This window comes from Nesterenkonia natronophila (genome assembly GCF_003595215.1).
In the GTDB taxonomy this organism is placed as follows: domain Bacteria; phylum Actinomycetota; class Actinomycetes; order Actinomycetales; family Micrococcaceae; genus Nesterenkonia; species Nesterenkonia natronophila.
Genome location: NZ_QYZP01000001.1, coordinates 1 through 20,994, shown reverse-complemented (window position 1 = coordinate 20,994; position 20,994 = coordinate 1). Strand labels below are relative to the sequence as shown.

General features: G+C 62.5%; 23 protein-coding genes and 1 rRNA gene. 14 read left to right on the top strand and 10 right to left on the bottom strand.

All coding sequences use genetic code 11. The features are described 5' to 3' along the window. The first annotated feature begins 43 nt into the window (after window positions 1-43). On the top strand, window positions 44-901 hold the full coding sequence (locus D3250_RS00110) for a UbiA family prenyltransferase (RefSeq protein WP_119901356.1): 858 nt from the start codon (window positions 44-46) through the stop codon (window positions 899-901). Window positions 902-911: 10 nt separating this feature from the next. Here D3250_RS00110 and D3250_RS00105 read toward each other — a convergent pair whose 3' ends face one another. From D3250_RS00105 to D3250_RS00095, 3 genes are read right to left on the bottom strand one after another with little or no spacing between them, the layout of a single operon-like run. Then, complete coding sequence (locus tag D3250_RS00105; RefSeq protein ID WP_119901354.1) at window positions 912-2,024, bottom strand: FAD-dependent oxidoreductase; 1,113 nt, start codon at window positions 2,022-2,024, stop codon at window positions 912-914. After that, the gene (locus tag D3250_RS00100) at window positions 2,017-2,709 is read right to left on the bottom strand and encodes a methyltransferase domain-containing protein (RefSeq protein WP_119901352.1); all 693 of its coding nucleotides are present in this window, start codon (window positions 2,707-2,709) and stop codon (window positions 2,017-2,019) included. Before D3250_RS00100 ends, D3250_RS00105 begins: the two co-directional genes overlap by 8 nt. A 12-nt stretch (window positions 2,710-2,721) precedes the next feature. Beyond that, window positions 2,722-3,804 (bottom strand): type III polyketide synthase, encoded by a 1,083-nt coding sequence (locus D3250_RS00095; protein WP_119901350.1) that lies wholly within the window; start codon window positions 3,802-3,804, stop codon window positions 2,722-2,724. A 152-nt stretch (window positions 3,805-3,956) separates the two neighbouring features. Here D3250_RS00095 and D3250_RS11705 point away from each other — a divergent pair, with 152 nt between their 5' ends. The 7 genes from D3250_RS11705 (at window position 3,957) to D3250_RS00065 (ending at window position 8,801) form a co-directional block, all read left to right on the top strand. After that, window positions 3,957-4,142, top strand: coding sequence for a hypothetical protein (locus D3250_RS11705; protein WP_147383446.1), 186 nt, complete (start codon window positions 3,957-3,959; stop codon window positions 4,140-4,142). Beyond that, window positions 4,135-4,758, top strand: coding sequence for a CDP-alcohol phosphatidyltransferase family protein (locus D3250_RS00090; RefSeq protein WP_119901348.1), 624 nt, complete (start codon window positions 4,135-4,137; stop codon window positions 4,756-4,758). The genes D3250_RS11705 and D3250_RS00090 overlap by 8 nt, the downstream gene beginning before the upstream one ends. 53 nt (window positions 4,759-4,811) lie before the next feature. Further along, window positions 4,812-5,459, top strand: coding sequence for a class I SAM-dependent methyltransferase (locus D3250_RS00085; protein WP_119901346.1), 648 nt, complete (start codon window positions 4,812-4,814; stop codon window positions 5,457-5,459). A gap of 32 nt (window positions 5,460-5,491) precedes the next feature. Beyond that, window positions 5,492-5,731: a sulfur carrier protein ThiS gene (gene thiS / locus D3250_RS00080; protein ID WP_119901344.1), complete on the top strand. Its 240-nt coding sequence runs from the start codon at window positions 5,492-5,494 to the stop codon at window positions 5,729-5,731. Between the two features lie 56 nt (window positions 5,732-5,787). Next, window positions 5,788-6,522 carry a thiazole synthase gene (locus tag D3250_RS00075; RefSeq protein ID WP_119902193.1) on the top strand — a complete coding sequence of 245 codons (735 nt, stop codon included), beginning with the start codon at window positions 5,788-5,790 and terminating at the stop codon, window positions 6,520-6,522. Then, complete coding sequence (moeB, locus tag D3250_RS00070; RefSeq protein WP_119901342.1) at window positions 6,519-7,757, top strand: molybdopterin-synthase adenylyltransferase MoeB; 1,239 nt, start codon at window positions 6,519-6,521, stop codon at window positions 7,755-7,757. Before D3250_RS00075 ends, moeB begins: the two co-directional genes overlap by 4 nt. A 72-nt stretch (window positions 7,758-7,829) precedes the next feature. Then, window positions 7,830-8,801 (top strand): carbohydrate kinase family protein, encoded by a 972-nt coding sequence (locus tag D3250_RS00065; protein ID WP_119901340.1) that lies wholly within the window; start codon window positions 7,830-7,832, stop codon window positions 8,799-8,801. On the opposite strand, the gene D3250_RS00060 is transcribed toward D3250_RS00065, so the two are convergent. The 7 genes from D3250_RS00060 to D3250_RS00035 all read right to left on the bottom strand — a co-directional run bounded on the left by D3250_RS00060 (window position 8,798) and on the right by D3250_RS00035 (window position 14,402). Then, complete coding sequence (locus D3250_RS00060) at window positions 8,798-9,526, bottom strand: CDP-alcohol phosphatidyltransferase family protein (protein WP_119901338.1); 729 nt, start codon at window positions 9,524-9,526, stop codon at window positions 8,798-8,800. The two genes, D3250_RS00065 and D3250_RS00060, sit on opposite strands and share 4 nt — an antisense overlap. A gap of 96 nt (window positions 9,527-9,622) precedes the next feature. Further along, window positions 9,623-9,952 (bottom strand): PLD nuclease N-terminal domain-containing protein, encoded by a 330-nt coding sequence (locus D3250_RS00055; RefSeq protein ID WP_119901336.1) that lies wholly within the window; start codon window positions 9,950-9,952, stop codon window positions 9,623-9,625. Window positions 9,953-10,012: 60 nt separating this feature from the next. Next, window positions 10,013-10,903: a glycerophosphodiester phosphodiesterase family protein gene (locus tag D3250_RS00050; protein WP_119901334.1), complete on the bottom strand. Its 891-nt coding sequence runs from the start codon at window positions 10,901-10,903 to the stop codon at window positions 10,013-10,015. Next, window positions 10,900-11,853: a Cof-type HAD-IIB family hydrolase gene (locus D3250_RS00045; RefSeq protein WP_119901332.1), complete on the bottom strand. Its 954-nt coding sequence runs from the start codon at window positions 11,851-11,853 to the stop codon at window positions 10,900-10,902. The genes D3250_RS00050 and D3250_RS00045 overlap by 4 nt, the downstream gene beginning before the upstream one ends. 258 nt (window positions 11,854-12,111) lie before the next feature. Then, window positions 12,112-12,288 (bottom strand): hypothetical protein, encoded by a 177-nt coding sequence (locus tag D3250_RS11740; protein ID WP_158583024.1) that lies wholly within the window; start codon window positions 12,286-12,288, stop codon window positions 12,112-12,114. Between the two features lie 165 nt (window positions 12,289-12,453). Continuing rightward, a complete protein-coding gene (locus tag D3250_RS00040; protein ID WP_119901330.1) occupies window positions 12,454-13,596 on the bottom strand; it encodes an ABC transporter ATP-binding protein in 1,143 nt (380 codons plus the stop codon). A 242-nt stretch (window positions 13,597-13,838) separates the two neighbouring features. Then, window positions 13,839-14,402 carry a hypothetical protein gene (locus D3250_RS00035; RefSeq protein WP_119901328.1) on the bottom strand — a complete coding sequence of 188 codons (564 nt, stop codon included), beginning with the start codon at window positions 14,400-14,402 and terminating at the stop codon, window positions 13,839-13,841. Between the two features lie 192 nt (window positions 14,403-14,594). On the opposite strand from D3250_RS00035, the gene D3250_RS00030 reads away from it, so the two are divergent. The 6 genes from D3250_RS00030 to D3250_RS00005 all read left to right on the top strand — a co-directional run. Next, window positions 14,595-15,095: a CarD family transcriptional regulator gene (locus D3250_RS00030; protein ID WP_119901327.1), complete on the top strand. Its 501-nt coding sequence runs from the start codon at window positions 14,595-14,597 to the stop codon at window positions 15,093-15,095. Between the two features lie 32 nt (window positions 15,096-15,127). Further along, on the top strand, window positions 15,128-16,444 hold the full coding sequence (gene ispD / locus D3250_RS00025) for a 2-C-methyl-D-erythritol 4-phosphate cytidylyltransferase (RefSeq protein WP_119901325.1): 1,317 nt from the start codon (window positions 15,128-15,130) through the stop codon (window positions 16,442-16,444). A gap of 40 nt (window positions 16,445-16,484) precedes the next feature. Continuing rightward, window positions 16,485-17,927, top strand: coding sequence for a cysteine--tRNA ligase (gene cysS, locus D3250_RS00020; protein WP_119901323.1), 1,443 nt, complete (start codon window positions 16,485-16,487; stop codon window positions 17,925-17,927). A gap of 2 nt (window positions 17,928-17,929) precedes the next feature. Then, the gene (gene rlmB, locus D3250_RS00015; protein WP_119901321.1) at window positions 17,930-18,925 is read left to right on the top strand and encodes a 23S rRNA (guanosine(2251)-2'-O)-methyltransferase RlmB; all 996 of its coding nucleotides are present in this window, start codon (window positions 17,930-17,932) and stop codon (window positions 18,923-18,925) included. Further along, a complete protein-coding gene (locus tag D3250_RS00010) occupies window positions 18,922-20,457 on the top strand; it encodes a maltokinase N-terminal cap-like domain-containing protein (RefSeq protein ID WP_119901319.1) in 1,536 nt (511 codons plus the stop codon). Before rlmB ends, D3250_RS00010 begins: the two co-directional genes overlap by 4 nt. A gap of 443 nt (window positions 20,458-20,900) precedes the next feature. Then, a 16S ribosomal RNA gene (locus tag D3250_RS00005) occupies window positions 20,901-20,994 on the top strand; the annotation flags it as partial.

Below are 20,994 nucleotides of genomic sequence, written 5' to 3'. Positions count from 1 at the left end.
CCGTGTCATCCTCTCATCGACTGTCCAGTGAGAGACTGGCCCCATGATCGGAGCAGCGGTGCGAGCAGTGGGTGGTTTGTGGAGATCCTCGCATCCAGGCCCCACGCTGGTGGTCACCACGCTGTCGGCGGCCCTGGCCCTGGCCAGCGGTGTGAGTCCGGGCAGGACCGCGCTGCTCGTGGCGTCCGTGTTCGCCGGTCAGCTGTCCGTGGGGATCTCCAACGATGCACTGGACGCCCGCCGGGACCGTGCTGTCGGTCGTACGGACAAGCCACTTGCCCGCGGGGACATCAGCGTGCGAACTGCGTGGGTGGGCGCTGCCGTGTCGTTCGGGGCTGCTCTCGCTTTCGCCGTTCCCCTGGGAGCGGGTCTGCTGCTGGCCCATGCCGCTTTTCTGAGCTCTGCCTGGGCCTACAACCTCGGGGTGAAGGCCACCAGACTGTCAGTGGTGCCCTACATCTTCAGTTTCGGGCTGTTTCCCTCGCTGGCCACGTTGTCCGCTGCCGAACCGCAGTTCGCCGCGCCGTGGGCATGGGTGGCCGGGGCCGCTTTGGGAGCTGCCCTGCACCTGACCAATGTGCTTCCAGACCTCGACGACGACGCTCGCACCGGCATCCACGGTTTGCCGCACCGGATGGGTGGACGCCTCTCTGCCCGAATTGCAGCGGCCACCGTGGTGGTCGGGGGCCTGGCCGCGACCCTGGGCCCCAGCCAGGGCCACCTGGCGGAGGTGTCGTTTCTGGCGTGGCTGTTCTTCGGCGTCGTCGTGATAGTGGCAGCGGTGACGGTGGGATTGGTTCGTTCTGGCCGCTCAGGCCGCTCGCTGTTCCGGCTGGTGATGTTCGCGGCCTTGGTGCTTGCCGCGCAGCTTGTGGCCGCTGGTGGGTCGCTCAGCGGGTGAGCGGAGCCCATCAGCTGTGGCGGTCGAAGCCCATGGCGTAGGCGCGAGTCAGCAGCCTGCCGGCCCCGGGGCCGAGCATCAACCGCACCAAATTGCCGCGCAGCAGGTTTGCAGTGCGGGATGCTGGGCGTCCCAACTGCGTGTTGATTCCAGCCAATCCAGCGGCTCGACGAGCCGAGCTCAGACGCGCCCGCTCCCAAAGCCGGATATCTGCTTCCGGCGGGCGGCCTGTCCTGACCCACTCGGTCAGCAGCGGCGCCAGAGTGACCGCGTCCAGAAGTCCTAGGTTCATTCCTTGGCCGCCAATGGGGCTGACTTCATGGGCGGCATCGCCGATGATGAACATGCGTCCGTTGCGGAGTCGAGGTGCCACAAACCGTCGCACCCCGAACCCTGTGGTGGTGCCGTCCAGCAGGTGGCCGCGAAGCGCCAACGCACTCTCCATGCGTGCGTGCTGGGCAGCGGGATCCTGATCGGCCGCTGGCGGATCCCAGGCAACGAATCGTCGGCGTGCGCCGGGCAGCGGGAATGATTCCAATACGCCACTGTCATCCAGGTGGACCACCGCCGTGGGCGAGTCTGCCGCGGCGTCGACAACAGAGTCCACCATGAGATACCGATCCGGATAGTCGTGCGCTGCGGGAGCCCGGTACACCAGGGACCGAGACCGGGCTCCACCGGCCAGGACCACGATTGGTGCGCACTGGGCCCCCGCTGAAGTCTGCAACTCCACCCGGTGCTGGGTCGGAGTGAGTGCTGTGACGTGGACGCCACGTTGCGGCGCGGGAGCCGCTGCGGACATGATCTCCTCGGTCGCAGCTTGTGGCAGGGTCGCCACGAAGGGAAACCGGGTGGGCAACTGGTCGAACTGCACCGAACCCAGCGGCCGGCTGTTGGAGCGGGCTTCGCCACGGCGGACGCGTACAGCGCGTCCAAGCAACTGCTCCGTGATTCCGGATTCCTCCAGTGCCGCCAATGTGGGCGGGTGCACACCGATGGCCCGGCTGCCGGGGCTCGTGGCTTTGCGGCTCTCCACCAGTTCGACGCCGACGCCGCGACGGTGCAGTTCTGCAGACAGCAGCAGCCCCACCGGACCTGCCCCGATGACGAGCACCTCAGCCACGTCCCGGCCCCTGAGCTATCAGTCGGAAGGCTGCCGGTGAGGTGACGGACCACTCAGCCCCCAAGGCCGCGCTGAGTTCCGCGGGCTGGTAGCTGCGCCGGATGGACCGCAACCCGTCCACCCGGAGAAACGTGCCCGCAGCGAGGGGGCTGATGCCGACGCTGAAGAGCGCGTAGGCGAGCCGGCTGCGGGCGATATCGTTGTGCAGCACCGCGGTGCCCGCCAACCGCTGGGAGGTGGCAGCAAACTCCTGAAGTTCGGAGGCCTCCAGATGGTGCAGCACGTGGTTGGAGATCACCAGGTCGAATCTCGCGCCCTCGGCGAGCAAGTCATTGGCGTCGGCGCAGACAAATGTGCTGTGAGGCACCTCGGTGCGGGATGCGACGTCGTGTGCTCGGGGATCGGGGTCCGCGCCCGTCCACTCCACCGAGAGGCCGTCGCGGCGTGCCAGCTGCGCCAGCTGGGCGATCACGTCCCCACCGCCGGAGCCGAGGTCTAGGACGCGGGCAGGACGGTCCAGACCGACCAGGAGGCCTCTCAAATGATTGCGGTAAACGGAGCCCCAGCCTGAGACCAACTTGTTGACCAGGCCGAAGCGCCGCAAGGTGGCATCCAGGCGCTGCGGATCGCAGTGGGGGTCATCCATGAGTTCGCGCAGTTGTTCATCGCGCTTCGAGAGGTCCATTGGCAGTGCTGCTCACAGCGCCTTGCGCAGGAGGGCGGATTCCACAGTGAGGCCGGGTCCGAAGGCCAGGGCCGCGATGCTCCCGGTGACAGTCGGATCAGCCATCATCCGGCGCAGGATGAAGAGGATGGTGGCGCTGGACATATTGCCGCAGTCTCGCAGCACGGTGCGGGAGGCCGCCAACGCCTCTGCAGGTAGGTTCAGCCCATTCTCCACACGGTCAAGCACGCTGCGGCCACCGGGGTGGACAGCCCAAGTGTCGGGAGGCTCCTCCGTTCCGAGGAACTTGTCTACCGCATCCCTGATTTCGCGTCCGATGATGCGTGGCACCTCAGCGGAGAGTCGCATCTCGAACCCATGGTCTCCGATGGTCCAGACCATGTCCGACTCGCCTTCGTCAGTCAGGGCTGAGGCGAAACGGTCTAATAGGAGGCCCCCCGAGCGCCCGACCTGCTCATCGGCGGTGACCACCGCTGCCGCGGCACCGTCGGCGAAGACGGACGAGGCGACAATCTGCTCTGGGTCTGAACTTTCCCGCACGTGCAGTGAGCACAGCTCTACGCAGACCACGAGAACCACGGCGTCGGGCTGGGCCTGGGTGATCTGTGTGGCTAGTCGCAAGGCTGGCAAGGCGGCAGCACAACCTATGAATCCCAGGTGACTGCGCTCCACAGTGGGCCGCAGACCGAGATCTCGGATGAGGTGGTAGTCGATCCCAGGGGCGAAGAATCCTGTGCAGGAGACACTAATCAGATGAGTGATGTCCGCGGCCGAGATGGCCGCCTCGGCGACGGCGGAGCGTGCGGCTTCTGCCGCAAGTCGCGGTGCGGCCTCTCGATACAGAGCGTTCCGCACTCCAGTGGTGGGCCTAAGCAAGCTCCCGTCCTCGGCTACGAAAACTCCGTCCGGTGTGCCCCCCAGGCCGGAGATCGCGGTGCTCCTGCTGTCGATCCCGGCGGCGTCGAACGCGGCGGAGATGTAGCGCCGGGCGAGCCGGTCTCTGCCGGGTTGAGCTGCGAAGAAATCGCGCAGATCAACCTGAGACAGGGAGGTCGGAGGAACTGACGTGCCTATTGATGCGATCCGCGTGGGCATAAGTCCACTTAACCATGCCCAGCTTGCCTCAAGAGACGGGGACGGCCGAGGACTCCGCGCAGGTCAGGCACGAAGCGACTCTTTCAGCGCCGGGAGGCCGAAGATCACGAGGTCCAGCGCGGAGGAATGCTGACTTCCACTACGCTCAACCTGTGGAAGGTCCGGAGAAATCGAGCAACACGTCTCACGGCCCTACCAGCTTCGTAGCACTACCTGCTTACGGGTTGGTACCTGGCTTCAGAGCTGAGGCGGCGCTGGCCGTGCTGGGCGTCCTGACCATCGGGGCGGCAGACTTTGCAGTCGGCAGGCGCAGGCAGACTGGGCGCGACCATGTTTGATGCCCGGCTGCGCGTCGCGCTCGCCCCGACCTTCGATGTCGCGGCGCGCTTGATCGACTTTCCGGTAGTGACACCGAACCGCCTCACGGCGCTCAACCTCGCAGCCGGGCTGGCCAGCGCCGCCCTGGCGGCATCCCAGCTCTGGCTCCTGGCGCTTCTTATGTGGCTGCTCTGCCGACTGGCCGACGGACTGGACGGCCCACTTGCCCGACGGCGCGCTGAGAGCCGCTCCGAAGACACCGGCCAGGGCGGGTTCTGGGACATCTGTGCGGACTTCATCGTCTACGGCGCAACCGTGATCGGGGTGGCCATCGGTGCAAGCGTCGGCTATGAGGCACCCTGGTTGCCGTTTATGCTCGTACTCTTCGGCTATTATATCAACGGAGCCTCATTCTTGGCCTTCTCCTCCATTGCTGAGCGCAAGGGCAAACAGCTCAGCGACGGGCGCTCCCTCTCTTTCCTCGGTGGCTTGGCTGAAGGCGCCGAGACTATCTTGGTGCACAGTCTGTGGCTGATCTTTCCCGCCGCTGCACCCCACATAGCGGTCGGCTGGGCGGTGTTGGTCGGCATCAGCGCTGCTCACCGCATAGCGGCGGGCTTCCACGCGCTCCGTTGAGTCCTTGCCAGTAGTGTGGGGGTAAATCCCCCGGGAGCCAGAGGGAGCCCGTTATGGCGAAGTACACCACCATCGCCCCACTGTACGATCTGCTTTCAGCCGAGTACCCGATCTACGGGGCGGGACGGCGCCGACTCCTGCAACTGATGGATCTGCAGAGAGGCCAGCAGGTTCTCGATATTGGCTGCGGCACTGGTCTCAACTTCTCGCTGCTCCGTGAGCAGATAGGTGCTGAGGGCATCCTGGTGGGCATAGACCGCAGCGCAGCCATGCTCGCGCGTGCTCAGCGTAAGGCAGAGCGCAACGGCTGGAAAAACATCATCCTCATTCATGCCGACGCCACCGCTCTGGATGAGCCCTCGGTCTCCGCGCATGTGGTCCGGGAGGGTGGCCGGCCGCTGGCTGACGCTGCGCTCGCGACGTATTCCCTATCACTGATGGTGGATTGGCCCCGCGCCTGGAGGGTTATGTGGGAGCTCACGACCCCCGAAGCCCGGCTTGGTATCTGCGACATGCAGGAACCTAACGGACCAGGCAGGGTATGCCGCCCCCTCGCGAAGGCGGTCTGCCGTCTCAGCGGCTCAGATATTGCTGCTCATCCGTGGACCGCGTTGGAGCATGACTGCACCAACGTTCTGCATGCAAGCCTGCGCAGCGGCCACGTGCAGGTCCGGACCGGCTCCAAGTCCCAAGGGGTCTGATAACAGAGGGCGCTCCGGCGTATGCTGGCATTATGACCACAGTCCGCATCAATGACAGTGACGTAGACCTTCCTGAACAGGCAACAGTGGTCGACGCCGTCGCCCGCACCACCGGACGAGAACTCACCGATGCAGGCGCCCCAGTGGACGGGGGGCGCTTAGGTGTTGCCGTAGCACTCGATGGTGAGGTGGTTCCACGCAGCCGCTGGGCGACCACCGAGTTGGGCGCCGGCCATGAGCTGGAGATCGTCACCGCGGTGCAGGGGGGCTGAAGGTGGAGTCCTCTGCGCTGAGAATTGGCAGCTACTCACTGCTGTCCCGCCTCATTATGGGCACCGGCGGCATCACAGATCTGAGCGCCTTGGAGAAAGCACTGGTGCAGTCTGGGACCACGCTGACCACGGTGGCCATGCGCCGGTACACTCCAGAGACCAAGACGTCGGTGTTCTCTATGTTGGAGCGTCTGGGAATTGACGTGCTGCCGAACACCGCCGGTTGTTACACCGTCAAAGACACCGTGCTGACCGCGGAGTTGGCGCGCGAAGCCCTTGAGACCGATCTGATCAAGGTGGAGGTCATCGCCGATGAGCGCACTCTGCTGCCTGATGTGATCGAAACGCTGGAGGCTACCGAACAGCTCGCCGACAGAGGATTCACCCCACTGGTCTACACCAGTGACGACCCGGCAGTTGCGCTGCGCCTGGAACAGGCCGGGGCGGCTGCGGTTATGCCGTTAGGCGCACCTATCGGCACCGGTCTGGGCATCCTGAATCCGCACAACATTGAACTCATATGCTCCAGGGCCGCGGTCCCGGTAGTGCTCGATGCTGGGATCGGCGCCGCTTCCCAAGCAGCACTGGCTATAGAGCTGGGCTGCTCAGCGGTTCTGGTCGCTTCCGCGGTCACGCGAGCCCAAGATCCCACCGCTATGGCAGAGGCCATGCGCTTGGCCGTAGAGGCGGGGTTGCACTCTGCGCGGGCCGGCCGCATACCAAAGCGCGAACATGCGCTCGCCTCGTCCCCTGCTGCGGGCATCATCAACCCCCTGGAGGACCTGACGTGAGTGGTCTCAGCAACTACACCCGCAGCCAGGCTGAGCGCTTTCAGCGGCACTTCGCCCTAGCCGGTTTCGGCATCGACGCCCAGTCCAAACTGCTGACGTCCAGGGCAGTAGTTGTCGGTGCAGGCGGCCTCGGGGCCCCTATCCTTACCTACCTGACCGCCGCCGGGGTGGGCAATATCGACATCATTGACCACGATGTCGTCGACCGCACCAACCTGCACCGCCAGGTCATCCACTCAGAGGACACAATCGGGCAGCCTAAGACCAGCTCAGCCGCTGCAATGATGCGAGGGCTGCACCCAGAGGTTCAGATTACCGAGCATCAGGAGGCGATTACCGAAGCCAACGCTCTGCACCTGGTCGCACCGGCGGATATCGTCATTGACGGTTCGGACAACTTTGCCGCCCGCTATGTGGTCTCCGATGCCTGCGAGATTGCGGGCAAACCGCTAGTGTCAGGGTCCATACTGCGCTACTCGGGTCAGGTGAGCCTCTTCTGGTCGCAGCTGCCTTCCGGGGAGCGGGGACCCACCTATCGGGATCTCTACCCGGAAGCCCCGGATCCCGGTGAGGTGCCCACCTGCGCAGAAGCCGGAGTCCTCGGCGTCCTTCCTGGCGTCGTCGGCTCCCTGATGGCCACTGAGGCCATCAAGTTTCTGGCGGGAATCGGTGAGCCGCTCATTGGCCGGGTCATCACCTATGACGCGCTGAACTCTCACTTCGGGGAGTTCCGGCTGCGGCCGGACCCGCAGAGGACGCCGGTGACCAGGATGGGCAACGGTGATGCCCCCGATGCTGCCGCTCCGCGAACCCCAGCTGCCAGCGCCTCAAGCGGGACTACCGCGGGGACGGCAGAGGCGGAGGAAGGTGACTTGGTCGCAGACATTGATTTCAACCCCTTCACGGGTGAACCGAAACAGGACGACGACCTCACCCCAGCCGAGCTCCGGAAAGCTGCCGCAAGCGGAAGGATTGGTCTGATCCTGGATGTGCGCGAACCGCATGAACACAACGCTGGGAACATCGAATCAGCAGTCAACCTTCCGCTGATGGAGCTTTGGCATGCGGACCACCCTCCGCCAGGGTTGGAGAGCGCGACTGAGGACGCACCCGCAGTGGTCTACTGCGAGCATGGCATCCGGTCGCGGCAGGCCCTGACCGTGCTTAGGCAGCGGTTTCCTCATCATCCGGTCAAGAACCTTCTGGGAGGATTCGCGCTCTGGCAGCAGCAGTGACAGTGGCGTGAGGTCCACTTGGGCAGGCACCTCAACCTGCTCAAGTCGGCTGTTGTGCGGTAGCTTAGAAGGGTGGATCAGTACCTGGCAGTCATTGGTGAATGCTTGGTAGACGTTGTCGAATCAGAGACGTCTGCCCCTAAAGCGCATGTTGGGGGGAGCCCCTTCAACGTGGCCGTCGGACTAGCACTGCTGGAGCACAAGGTAGTGTTTGCAGGCCGGCGCGGAAATGATGACTACGGACGCATGATTGCGCGGGCGCTCAGGGCGCAAGGGATCATCTCCGTGCTCGAAGCCGATGAGCAACCCACTTCCGTGGCTACAGCCACCTTGGATCCGACCGGCCAGGCCAGTTACGAGTTCTCGCTGGACTGGTCGCTGCCACCGGCCGATGAGCTCGCCACCGAACTGACGCAGGCCGCAGGCGCTATTGGGCACCTGCACACCGGTTCCCTGGCGGCCATGATCGAACCGGGCGCTTCAGTGGTCAAAGCGGTACTGCGCCAAGTGCGGGAAACCTCGACCATCTCCTATGACCCCAACTACCGGCCAACTCTGGTGCCGAACCGGGACTTGGCTCGGCAGCAGACGGAAGAGTTCGTGACTCTGGCGGACGTGGTGCAAGCCTCCACTGACGATCTCGAGCTGCTTTACCCTGAACGCAGCTTTTCCGACACCATGCAAGCGTGGCTGGAACTAGGGCCAGCGCTGGTCACCGTGACCCGCGGAGCCTCGGGGGCCATGGCGCTCGCCCGTTCGGGATTCGTCGAACAGCCAGCTTTCCCCATCGACGTCGCCGACACCGTGGGAGCAGGTGACTCTTTCATGGCGGCAACGCTCTCCAGTCTGCGTGAGCGGGGTTTGCTTGGGGCGGCTCAGCGGGACGCCCTGGGGAATATTTCGGAGCGTGATGTCGCCGAGGTGCTGCACACTGCCGCTCAGGCCGCAGCGATCACCTCCTCGCGCTTCGGAGCTCAGCCGCCGACCGCCGGGGAACTCGCGGCGGCACTGGCTGACCCGTCCGCAGCGGGCCACCTGAGCTAGGCCAGCTGCGCTTCACTCCGCCGTGACAGTGTCAGGTGCAGGCTCAGGACCGCGTAGTAGAGCACGTAGCCACCGGAAAGGGCTATCAGCCACATGCTCGGTGAGGGAAACTGCGCCAAAATCAGCGCATAGACGCCCAGCCACACAGTGGTGAGAGTCATGGTCGGCCACCATGCAGTCTCCGTCCGGGAAGGGTAAACATACTTGATCGGGACAAAGACCAGCACTGTAAGCACAATCAACGTGATGGTCGTGGCTCCGGTGCCAGCGCCGAGCACAATCAGGTAGAACGCCGCAATGTTCCAGTAGCTGGGGAACCCCAGAAAGAAGTGGTCATCTGTCTTCGCGTCGCTGCGGCAGAACTGGTAGCAGGAGGCAAGCAGGGGCACGGAAGCAATGACTCCACCGACCCAACCCTCCGGCAGATACCCTGTGCTCCACAGGAGGACCATCGGTGCGAATGCATAGGTGATGTAGTCGATGATGTTGTCTAGCAGTGCACCATCAAACCCTGGTACTACCTCCTTGACGCGGAAACGGCGCGCTAGAAAGCCGTCCGAGCCGTCAATGATCATTGCGGCGAGAAAGAGCCACAGGACAATTTCGACCTCACCGGCGTAAGAAAGGTGGACCATCAGCAGCGCAAGGACCACCCCCAGGGCGGTATAGGCATGGACTGCCATTGCGGCGAAGCGGTGGGGTGTGGCGGTGCGAAGTGAAGCCATGAACTCACCCTAGTCTGCGCCACCCTCCAAACGGCACACCAAAGGGCGAGTCAGGGGTGTGGTGGAGTACTTCGGAGGTCGCGGAGCGCCCGGCGGTCAGGTCTTTGGGGAATCCCCAGCTGCCTCGGGCCCGTACTCTTCGGGGGCCATCGTCTCCGCACGCCCTTTCACCAGTCTGCCGCTCTTCCGCCGAGAGATGACGGTCTGGGCAATGAAGTAGCAGAGGGCGCCGAGTATCGGAACGAAGGCGATGATCAACACCCACAGCACGTTCCATGGCCGCTGATGCTTAGTCTGCGCATAGATCATGAAGGCCGCGACCAGTAGGGCACCGTAGACGAGCACTCCGAATCGCAACCACCACGGGACTGCCTCCGACCCGGCCGTGGCGTCCTGGGCCAGCGCAATCAGAATCTCTGTGGGCATGGGTTCAGCCTAACGGTTGCTCCTGACCGCCACCTTGACCAGAGGTGCAGGGCGGTTGGGCTATAACGGCTGAGAATCTGTCTGCGGCCAGACTGACCTCTGGCGCATCACACCAGCGAGTGCTTCGGCGTCGTCGGTCATGATTCCATCCACCCCGATATCCAACAGCCGGTGCATCTCAACAGGGTCATCGACTACCCACACATGAACCTGCAGTCCTGCGCGGTGGCAACGTCTGACGAACTTAGGGCGCACAATCGGTATGCGGGTGTGCCGAATCGGCACCTGAACACAGTCGATGCGTGCGATCCGCCGAGAGATTCTGCGAAAACCGCCCAGCGGGCCCAGCAGCACCATCAGAGCTACGGAAGTCCAGCCACCCGAGGTCGCCACCGGCTGGGCCAGGAGGTGATTGAGGTGATGCCTTCGGGAATCTTTGAAACTGGTAGCCAACACACGGTGATGAGCTCCCAGTCGGTCGACGATCTCAGCAAAGTGTGCCGCAGCTTCTTTGTCCTTGAGATCTACATTGAAATGAGTGTCAGGGAACGCCACCAGCGCCTCCTCGAACAGCACTAAGGGCTCTGCCGCACCAGGTGAGGTGGTGTCTGTGGGATCAGCCTCCACACTTGAAGTGACGCGCAGCCTGCTCAGCTGGTCCCACGTGTGATCGGAGAGTCTGCCGGCACCGTTTGTCACCCGTTCGAGTGTTTCGTCGTGGAAGATCACCAACCGACCGTCAGATGAGGTGCGCACATCGATCTCGAGATAACGAAACCCCAGAGCTACCGCACGGTGAAAGGCGCCCATGGTGTTCTCCCGGGCAGGATCGGCTCCACGGTGCGCAAACGCAAGCGGCGCGCGGTGCAACCGGCCTGGCGCAGAATTCAGAAGGTATGGCACAGGCCGATTCGGATGCTGGCACGTCCCCTGGCCGGCTGCACACCTCATCTGGGCAACTGCCCTTTCAGCAGCAGTTCCAGCACTTCAGCCACGCCATCGTCCTCACAGGGTCCTGCTATGCGATCGGCTGCCGAGCGTGCCATCGGGTGGGCTGATCCGACCGCCCACGAGGTCCCCGCCCATTGAAGCATCTCGATGTCATTCGGCATGTCTCCGAAGGCGATCGTATGCTCCGCGCCGATTCCCAGGGATTGAGCGTATCGGCGCAGTGCCTGAGCCTTGTTTACACCCTTGGCGGAGATCTCGAGGAGACTGATCCCGGGGGCGGAATGCGTCACGGTCACCATATGGCCGATCCGCTCCTGCGCAGCAGCGATGAAGTCATCGGCTGCCATCGCATGGGTTTTGGCCAGAAGCTTCAGGACCGGGATCTGGGGCCCGGATGGTCCAGCCTGCGGGTGCCAGTCGGAAGTCCGTTGGAGAGTTTCATCCAGCGGGCCCAGCAGGAGCTCTTCGTCGCGGATCCCGACCGCACGTCGGCGCTTGTCTTCGAACCACAGAGATCCGCGGGCGAATGACTCCTCCATATGCACCATTCTTGGAGTCTCCGCCGCAAAGGTGACCGTTGGGTCCAACTCTAGGATGAGGTCCTTCACCTCGAACATCGACTGAGCTGCCAGCGGTTGATGATCCAGCGGCGTATCAGCCGCGAGATCGTAGGTCATTGCACCATTGGAGGCGATCACAGGGCCCAACAAGCCAAGGGTGCTGCTTATGCCGCGCAGACCGCGCACCGGCCTGCCCGTCACCAGAACCACCGCGATGCCTGCTTCCTGAGCGGCTTGGAACGCCTCAACAGTGCGGGTTGAGAGATCCCCCGTCATCGACTCCCCGTAGGAGAGGATCGTCCCGTCCACATCAGTAGCGACTAGCTTGACGGGAGCTTCGCTCAAGGTGGGCGCCCTGGGTGGATCGGGCGCGACGGGCTCAGTGTCCATGCTCCTAAAGTATCGGACAAACCCACGTGAGAGCACCAGGCTCAGGGTCTGAGCTCGACCTCCTTAACGCCAGGAAGCCTGTGCGAGTGACTCGCACAGGCTTCCGCAGCATTGGCCGTTCAGTTCAGAGAAGAACCACCAGAATGATGATGATTGCAATAATGGTCAAGAGGCCGCCGCCGATGTAGATTCCGCCACCGCGCATGTGAATACTCCTTTGGTTATTGGGTGCTATCGGTTAAATTTCAGGCTGTCCTGCTAGCTTGCAGCTCGCGTGATGCCCCGCAGGACGAACAGTGCGAGCACCACAATGATGATCGACAGGATGACGCTGCCCACGATACTGATGATCTCAGTCAGCAGCCACCAGGCAAGCCAAATGAACACGATTGTGAGCAGGATAGTAATAGCAATTGAGAGTGCATTTCTAGCCATGGCTCCACACTACGAGAGTGCTGCTGGACGTTTACTGGATAGATACACGATACGCAGTGTGAATTAGCCAAAAAGCGGCGGAAAGTGCGAAGAATCACCACTTTCCGCCGCTTTATTCAGCTGTTGCCAGTTAATGAGTCATGACGCCTGAGTTGGCGCTGAGGACTAATCCTCAGCCTCGGCCAGGGCCTCGACATCATCAAGCGTGGCATGCGGAGTGTGCTCCGGGATATCTCCGTTGAGGCGCAGGCCGGTCTCCACATCGAACAGGTGCACATGCTCCGGCGCCGGGTGTATGTAGACCTTCTCGCCTTTGGCGGGGGGACGGCGGCCTCCCACACGGACAATGAGGGGCTGGAATGTGTGAACGTCTTGGGGAGTCCCGTAGATGTAGGCGTCAGCTCCGAGCTCCTCAAGGACGTCGACAACCATCGCGATGCCGGCAGCGTCGTTGGAGACCTCCATATCTTCAGGACGCATCCCGAGGATTACCTCGGATTTGCTTCGAAGATCCACTCCAGGGACAGTGAGGCGCTCATTGCCCAGGAGCACCTCACCCGAGTCCACCTTGACCTTGAACAGGCTCATCGCCGGAGAGCCGATGAAGCCCGCGACGAAGACGTTGGCAGGAGCATCGTAGAGGTTGCGGGGGCTGTCCACCTGCTGGAGCACGCCGTCCTTGAGTACGCAGACGCGGTCCCCCATGGTCATAGCCTCCACCTGGTCGTGAGTGACGTACACGGTGGTGGTCTTCAGTTCACGGGTGAGAGCGGCAATCTGGGTACGCGTCTGTACACGGAGCTTGGCATCCAGATTCGAAAGCGGTTCGTCCATGAGGAAGACCTTGGGGCTGCGCACGATTGCGCGCCCCATCGCCACACGCTGTCGCTGACCACCGGAGAGGGCCTTTGGCTTGCGATCCAGATACGCCTCAAGGTCTAGAATCTTGGCGGCATCCCGCACGCGCCTAGCGCGTTCGTCCTTGGAGACTCCTGCAATCTTGAGTGCGAAGCCCATGTTTTCCGCCACTGACATGTGTGGGTACAGCGCATAGTTCTGGAAGACCATCGCAATGTCTCGGTCCTTGGGAGAGACGTGCGAAACGTCCTCGCCGCCGATGAGAATGCGGCCCTCGTTGACCTCCTCCAGCCCTGCGAGCATGCGGAGTGCAGTGGACTTGCCACAGCCAGACGGCCCGACCAGAACTAGAAATTCGCCGTCGGCGACCTCCAGATCAAGCTGGTTGATGGCGGGCCGTGCTCCCGGCGTATAGATTCGGCTCGATTGGTCATAGGTCACAGAAGCCATAGTGGGTCCCTTTCACGGGCAGGTACGTGCCCGACGATCCGTAGTGAAGGTAAGCAGCCCGAGGAAGCGGCATGTGGTTCGTCTCACACGGGCAACAGAATCACACCACATCCGGACCCCTAAGTCCATCTGTGACGTGCGTTACGCAAGTGAGCGGATCGGTGATCATGCCGAGGAACAGCAAAACCCCCTGCCTGCTCAGCGGAGAAGGAGGGGGCTTTGGGGTGCTGCAGTGCGCCTGGTCAGTGGTCGTCGCCCTCGGCGTCGAAATGAGCTGCTCCGCCACCCCATGTGTCAGGACCGTGCTCAAGGTGATCCAGAACCGTGGCGTCAAAGCCGTCCGGCAAGAGGTCCCTGTACTCCTCCAGGGTGCCGTCCACCACAGTGGCATAGAAGGACTCCTCAGTGCCGTCAGCTGTAACGGTCACTTCCTGGAGTGAACCGGGACCGGAGTCAATGGCTGAGACAATCAGCTCTTCGTCATGCTCCAGGTTGATCGCCTCTCCCGGTTCGAGGGTCAGGTCGAAGGTGTCACCAGCCACCGCGAGGGATACCTCCGCCGGACTGTCGGCAGTGGGGTTGGTGTGGGACGCCAACCCCAGAAGCCGCGCAGCGCCGTTCTCTTCGCCAGCGACGAGCGCCATATGCCGCAGCGCCACGTCCTCCGCGTCGAACATGGTTCCGTCGGAGCCGGAGTACACATGTGTGGTCGCCTGGTAGTTGATGGCTGAACAGCCGGTGGCGCTGAGAGCGCCGACCAGCACAGCTGCCGCAGCTGCACGATGGGCCGGGGAGGTGTACTTCACCGCGGGAACTCCTTCAGACGAATGGGTGCGCGAACCAATAGCACCAGACTACTCGATCGTCGCACAGTTCTACTTTGTGTAGAAGAAATATTGCGCGGCGAACTCTAATACTGCCCGCCGTACAGGGGTTAGCGACACGCCGGTGACCCCCTTGGCGTGATAAACTTATCTGCGGGAAAGGGGAATAATTACATGAATTTTGAAGTCGGCGAGACAGTCGTTTACCCGCACCACGGTGCAGCCACCATTGAAGAGGTGGAAATGCGAACTTTCAAGGGCGAGGAGAAGACTTACCTCACTCTGCGGGTCTCCGAAGGGGATCTGACCATCAAGGTCCCTGCTGACAACGTCGACCTGGTTGGCGTTCGTGACGTAGTGGATGAAGAGGGACTGCAGAAAGTGTTCGGCCTGCTGAAGGCGGAGCACACAGAGGAGCCGACCAACTGGTCACGCCGGTACAAGGCCAATGTAGAGAAGTTGGCTTCCGGTTCCATTCACAAGCTCGCCGAGGTCGTACGGGACCTCTGGCGGCGGGAGAACGATCGGGGCCTCTCCGCCGGTGAGAAGCGGATGCTCTCCCAGGCTCGGCGCATCCTGGTCTCAGAACTCCGACTCGCAAAAGAGCTGGAGGAGGAAGACGCTGAGAACCTGCTCGACGACGTCCTTCGAGAAACCGTTCCTGCCTCAGCGTAATCTGGCGCTGACGAGCATTTAGAATTCCATACATGACGCAACGCCCGGATGATGCTGTGCTCACACGCACGGTCCGTCGCCGGGCGTTGGTCGTGGTGGCGGCCGGGTCTGGGACGCGATTGGGACTGGGAATGCCCAAAGCTGCGGTCCCAGTGACAGACCGGACCGTGCTGGAGCATGCGTTAGACGCTGTCAGCGGCGTTCTGCAGTTGGACCTGGTGGTGCTGGTGCTCCCCCGGGAGCCTCACGCTAAACAGCAGCTCGCTGCCACCAGTGCCGTGGTTGCCGACCGCTGCGGCGTTGAGGTCCTCACGATCCCCGGAGGTGAGGCCCGTACGGAGTCGGTCAGTTCCGGGGTGAGGGCAGTGCAGCAGCACGCTCAGCGCAAGTCCTGGAGTGGTCCTGTTCAGGTCCTGGTGCACGATGCCGCTCGTGCGCTCACTCCCACCGAGGTCTTCCATCGCGTACTGGAAGCCCTGGACGCAGGAGCACAGTGTGTGGTCCCGGCCTTACCCGTCACGGATACCATCAAGCGGGTCGACGCCTCGGCGCAGGTAGCGCAGACCCTGCCGCGCAAACAGCTGCGTGCAGTACAGACTCCGCAGGGATTCACTCTCAAACTGCTGGAGCGTGCCTTCTCGCACATTGACAAGCTTCCTGAGGAGGAGGCCGCTGACCTCACCGATGAGGCAATGATGGTCGAAAATCTCGGCGAGAAGGTCGCGGTCGTAGAAGGTCACCCACACGCCCTGAAGATCACCACCAGCCTTGACCTCCTCACTGTCCGCGCACTCATTGCCGAAACCGAAGGCCAGCAGGCCGAGGTTCCCCCCGCAGTACTACCGGGGGCTCAAGGTCTCGCAGTCCCACGCGTAGGAATCGGTCACGACATCCATGCCTTCGCATCGCCGGAAGAGTCCGCCCAGCTGTGGCTCGCAGGACTCCACTGGCCAGGCGAAAGGGGCCTCGCGGGTCACTCAGATGCGGACCCCGTGGCCCATGCCGCGTGTGCAGCGCTGTTCTCCGCTGCTGGCATGGGGGACCTGGGCACGCATTTCGGGGCTGACACGATCGGCACCAGCCGAGCCGAATATCGGGGAGCCAGCGGCTTCGTGCTGTTATCCGAGGCGGCACAGATTGTGCGGAATGCCGGGTACCGGATTGGCAGCGTCTCCGTCCAGTTCGTCGGTAACCGCCCGAAGTTCGCGACCCGCCGGGAGGAGGCCCAGCAGGTGCTTACCGAGGCCGCGGGTGCGCCCGTGGCGATCTCAGCTACGACCTCCGACGGGCTGGGCTTCACCGGCCGCGGCGAAGGCATCGCGGCTACAGCAACCGCCGTGCTTTACTGACCACAGCGGATTTCTGCTCCTGAGCCGGTAAGGTTGGCCCGTGACCCTGAGACTCTACGACACCAGAACCGCGCAGGTGCATGACTTCCAGCCCCTGGAACCGGGGAAGGTGTCCCTCTACTACTGCGGTGCCACTGTCCAGGGAAATCCGCATGTCGGACACGTGCGATCAGCAGTGGCTTTCGACATCCTGATCCGCTGGCTCGAGGCTTCAGGATACGAGGTCCTGAGCGTGCGCAACGTCACCGACATTGACGACAAAATTCTCGAGAAGTCAGCTGCCTCCTATGCTCCTGACTTCCAAGCAGACTCTGATTATCCGGCTCATGAGCCGTGGTTCGCGTTGGCCTACCGGTTCGAACAGGCCTTCCACAATGCCTATGATGCGTTGGGTGTCCGTCGGCCTAGCCATGAGCCTCGGGCCACCGGCCACATCACAGAGATGCATACGCTGATTCAGCGCCTCGTAGAATCCGGCCACGCCTACCCGTCCACCGATGGCTCTGGGGATGTCTACTTCGACGTACGGTCCTGGGCGGCCTACGGCGAGCTGACCCGGCAGAACCTCGACGAGATGCAGGATGCTCCCGACGCTGATCCGCGAGGAAAGCGCGATCCACGCGACTTCGCTCTTTGGAAGGGTCACAAGCCTGGCGAGCCCGAGACCGCCGCGTGGGAGTCACCCTGGGGGAGAGGCCGTCCGGGATGGCACCTGGAGTGTTCTGCGATGGCTACCAAGTACCTCGGAGAAACCTTCGACATTCATGGCGGCGGCCTCGACCTGCGCTTTCCCCATCACGAGAACGAACTTGCCCAGTCGGCTGCGGCCGGGCATGGCTTCGCCCGGTTCTGGCTGCATAACGGGATGGTCACCTTTGACGGAGAGAAGATGTCCAAATCGTTGGGCAACACCGTCTCTCCTGAGGAGATGCTGGCTGCAGCGCGGCCGAAAGCGGTTCGCTACTTCCTGGGGCAGGCGCACTACCGCTCCCAACTGGTGTATAAGCCGGGCTCGCTGCAGGAGGCTGAAGCGGCCCTGGAGCGTATCGAGCACTTCCTCGACCGCGCACTGCCGCACGGCGCAGAGGGCCGGCGCGCCCGTGTCCCGTCAGCGTTTAGGGATGCCATGGATGATGACCTCAACGTTCCCGCCGCGCTGGCCGTGCTGCATGAGACGGTGCGTTCGGGCAACACTGCTTTGGATCGCGGCGACGCCTCAGCCGCCCAGGGCTTGGCGTCGGAGACAGCTGCGATGCTCCAGATTCTGGGCATCAGCGAGGTGCCTGAGCCCCAGGTCGCAGGAGGCCCCGGGGAGACGGCTCTGGCACAGCTGGTGGAGAGTATGCTCAGCAGCCGTGCAGAAGCGAAGGCAGCCAAGGATTTCGCCCAGGCCGATGCGATCAGAGATCAGCTTGCCTCTGCAGGAGTGCACATCGAGGACACTCCGCAGGGTACGCAATGGTCCGTCAAGAGTGGAGGGTGACCATGCCGAGAGATTCCAGACCGAAGACGTCCGCGGTAAGGAAAGAGCGCAAAGGCCCCACCAAAGGAACAGGGGGCCAGGGTAAGCGTCGCCTCGAAGGTAAGGGGCCGACTCCCAAAGCCGAGGACCGGGTCTATCACAAGGCTCACCGCCAGAAACAGATGGCAGAGAGAGCTGCGGCCAAACGCCCTGGCAGCAGAGCACGCACTTCCGGTTCCGGATACGGCGCCGATGACGTGGTCGCTGGTCGGAACGCCGTGGTCGAAGCATTGGCTGAGCGTGTGCCGGCCAAGCAACTGCTCGTTGCCCGAGACATCGAGACTGACGGTCGAGTCAGGGAATCCCTCCAGCACTGCGCTGAGCAGGGAGTTCGAGTGAAAGAGGTCAGCCGTCGGCAGCTCGATACCAGCACTGGTGATGCCGTGCACCAGGGAATTGCCCTCGTCCTGGAGCCGTACGACTACCCAGACGCGGCCGAGCTCACGGCGGAACTGATCGAGGCCTCCGCAAAGGGGCACATCGCCCAACCTCCGCTGCTGGTGGCGTGTGACTCCATTACCGACCCTCGGAACTTGGGCGCCATACTCCGGGCCTCTGCTGCCTTCGGGGCAGACGGCGTCGTCATTCCCGAACGGCGCAGTGCAGGCGTCACCGCCACAGTGTGGAAGACCTCTGCAGGTGCTGCCGCGCGTATTCCGGTGGCGAAAGCTAAGAACCTGACCCAAACGCTCAAGGATGCTCAGGAGCAGGGCTATTTCGTTGCTGGTCTCGACGGTGACGGGGACACGAATCTTCCCAATCTGAATCTAGCCGACCAGCCCCTGATGATTGTGGTCGGCTCTGAGGGCCGTGGACTCTCCCGCCTGGTTCGCGAAACCTGCGACGCGATCGTTTCGATCCCGATTGCGGCGGCCACTGAGTCGCTCAACGCCTCAATGGCCGTAGGCATCAGCCTCTACGAAGTGTCCACCCTCCGGCAGGGGGTCCGTCAGCAGTGAACCAGTATTCTCGCATTCGTGGGGAAGAACAGCCCGGTTTTCTCGACATCCTTGGCAACTGGCTGGCCAATCAGTCGTGGTTTCCAACTACGCCGAGGGGACGCCGTGCTCTGACGCGAGTGGGCGGTCTGCGTCTGCCGCCGCCGGAGGGTGACGCCGACTCGCAGCTGCTGCTAGAACTGCACCTTTTTGAGGTGACAAACGTAGAAGGCACCGGAGGACCTCCGGTTAGGATCTCGGTGCCGATCGCTCTGCGTTCGAGGCCTTCTGCGCTGGCAGGCAAAGCCGCTTTCATCGGCAAACTCACCACCCGGGATGGCAATGAGTGGTGGGTCTATGACGGAGCGCGCGACCGCGCATTCCTTGCAGCGGTGCTGGAGATGGCCCGTCGGCAGCAGGGAAGCCGCAATGGGCGGTCCCGCGGCCATGCCTACGCTGGGTTCGATCAGCGGGAGGCTTTCACCTTGGATTTGCGCAGGCAACCAGCGGAACCGGTCTTGCCGCAGAGCACTCGGACCATGGTTCAGCCCAGCGGCACAGAAGACTCCGACTGGCAGCACAAGGTGGTACTCGACTTTCCACGACGCCCTGGTCCCAGGCGCGAGCTACTGGTGGAAACGGTCCAGACCCTCACCGCGGCGCACTCCACGGCCATATCGCGAGTGCTTGGCACTGTGACTGGCGCCTGGGAGGAAAGAGCCCCGGGTCGCGGCTGGAGCAGCGCTGAGTGGCTGACGGGAAATCTGGTCGTTATCCGAGAAGCGGGTAGTGAGGCGCCTGAAGCGTTGACCATGGCGCGTGAGGCTCTGCAAGTCGGGAGCTCCTTCTCAGACAACGCACGAGCTCTCGGCAAGCTGTTGGGGAACTTTCACGCCGACTTGGCGGGTTCCCTCGGAGCGTACCCCCAAACCCCGGAACAGCTGAAAGCCTCGGCTTCAGAGGCGCAGCACGCGCTGCTGGCTCAGTGGCGCAAAGTGCGAGACGAGTTCGACGAGGACGAAGCTGCTGATCTCAGCGAGGTTATTGACTTGATGAGCATGCAGCTGCGGGACGCTGATGAGCCGCTGCTGCTCCAACGCATTCACGGGCAGCTCAGCTTCTCGCAGTTTCATCGGCTCACCTCAGACAGATGGGTGGTCAGCGAAGCTGGTGGGTTTGAAGAGCATGCGCCAGGGTTCCGAGATGTGACAACCGGGTTGATGTCCCTGGCCAACGTTGTGATGGAGGTGGCTAGCGAAGCGCTTACGCAGGAGGCGGCGCCGGCGGACTTGGAAAACGGCCCACAGGCGTCCGAAGATGCTCCAAAATCCGGGAAGGCTGAGGACTCACCAAGACCGGTGAACTTCGGTCAATGGTACGAGGAGTGTTCAGCGAAGTTCCTCGAGGGTTATCGAGCGTCAGATGCCGACAGCAGCGCAGTGGACTCAGTCTTCTTCCGTGCAGCGATGTTGACCGACGCGCTCGCACTCTTTTCGCGCTGGGAGGGCCAGTGGGTTTTCCGTCCCTCCATGCTGCTTCAGGCCGATAACTAGGGGGTTTTCCGCGGAGTTTACATTCCGCGGAACCTGGTGCTAGAGTAACTATCCGCGCTTCATTGCGAAGGGAACTTACCCGGACATGTAGCGCGAAACAGGACCGTCAGGTCCAATCCTCTATCCCTTCGGAACTGAGAACACTGAGTTGACACTCAGAATACGGTTCCGGTAAGATAGAAAAGTTGCTCCGGAGCGATCCAAAAGAATTCTTTTGGTGGTGCCGGCAGCATTCGTAGCTTGAGAACTCAATAGTGTGCCAAGTTTGTTGAAAACCAATTATTTACATTGGTTATGGTCGCAGGTCTGTCACCCCCGTGATAGATATCTGCGACATTAGCCATGGATTATGCAACAGCCTTTGGTTTTTAGTCCTGTGAGGCTCTGTTTTTCCGGCAGAGTTGGATTATTTATTTAGGTTGTTGTTTCTCTCTTTTAATTTTTTGATGGAGAGTTTGATCCTGGCTCAGGATGAACGCTGGCGGCGTGCTTAACACATGCAAGTCGAACGATGAAGCTGGTGCTTGCACTGGTGGA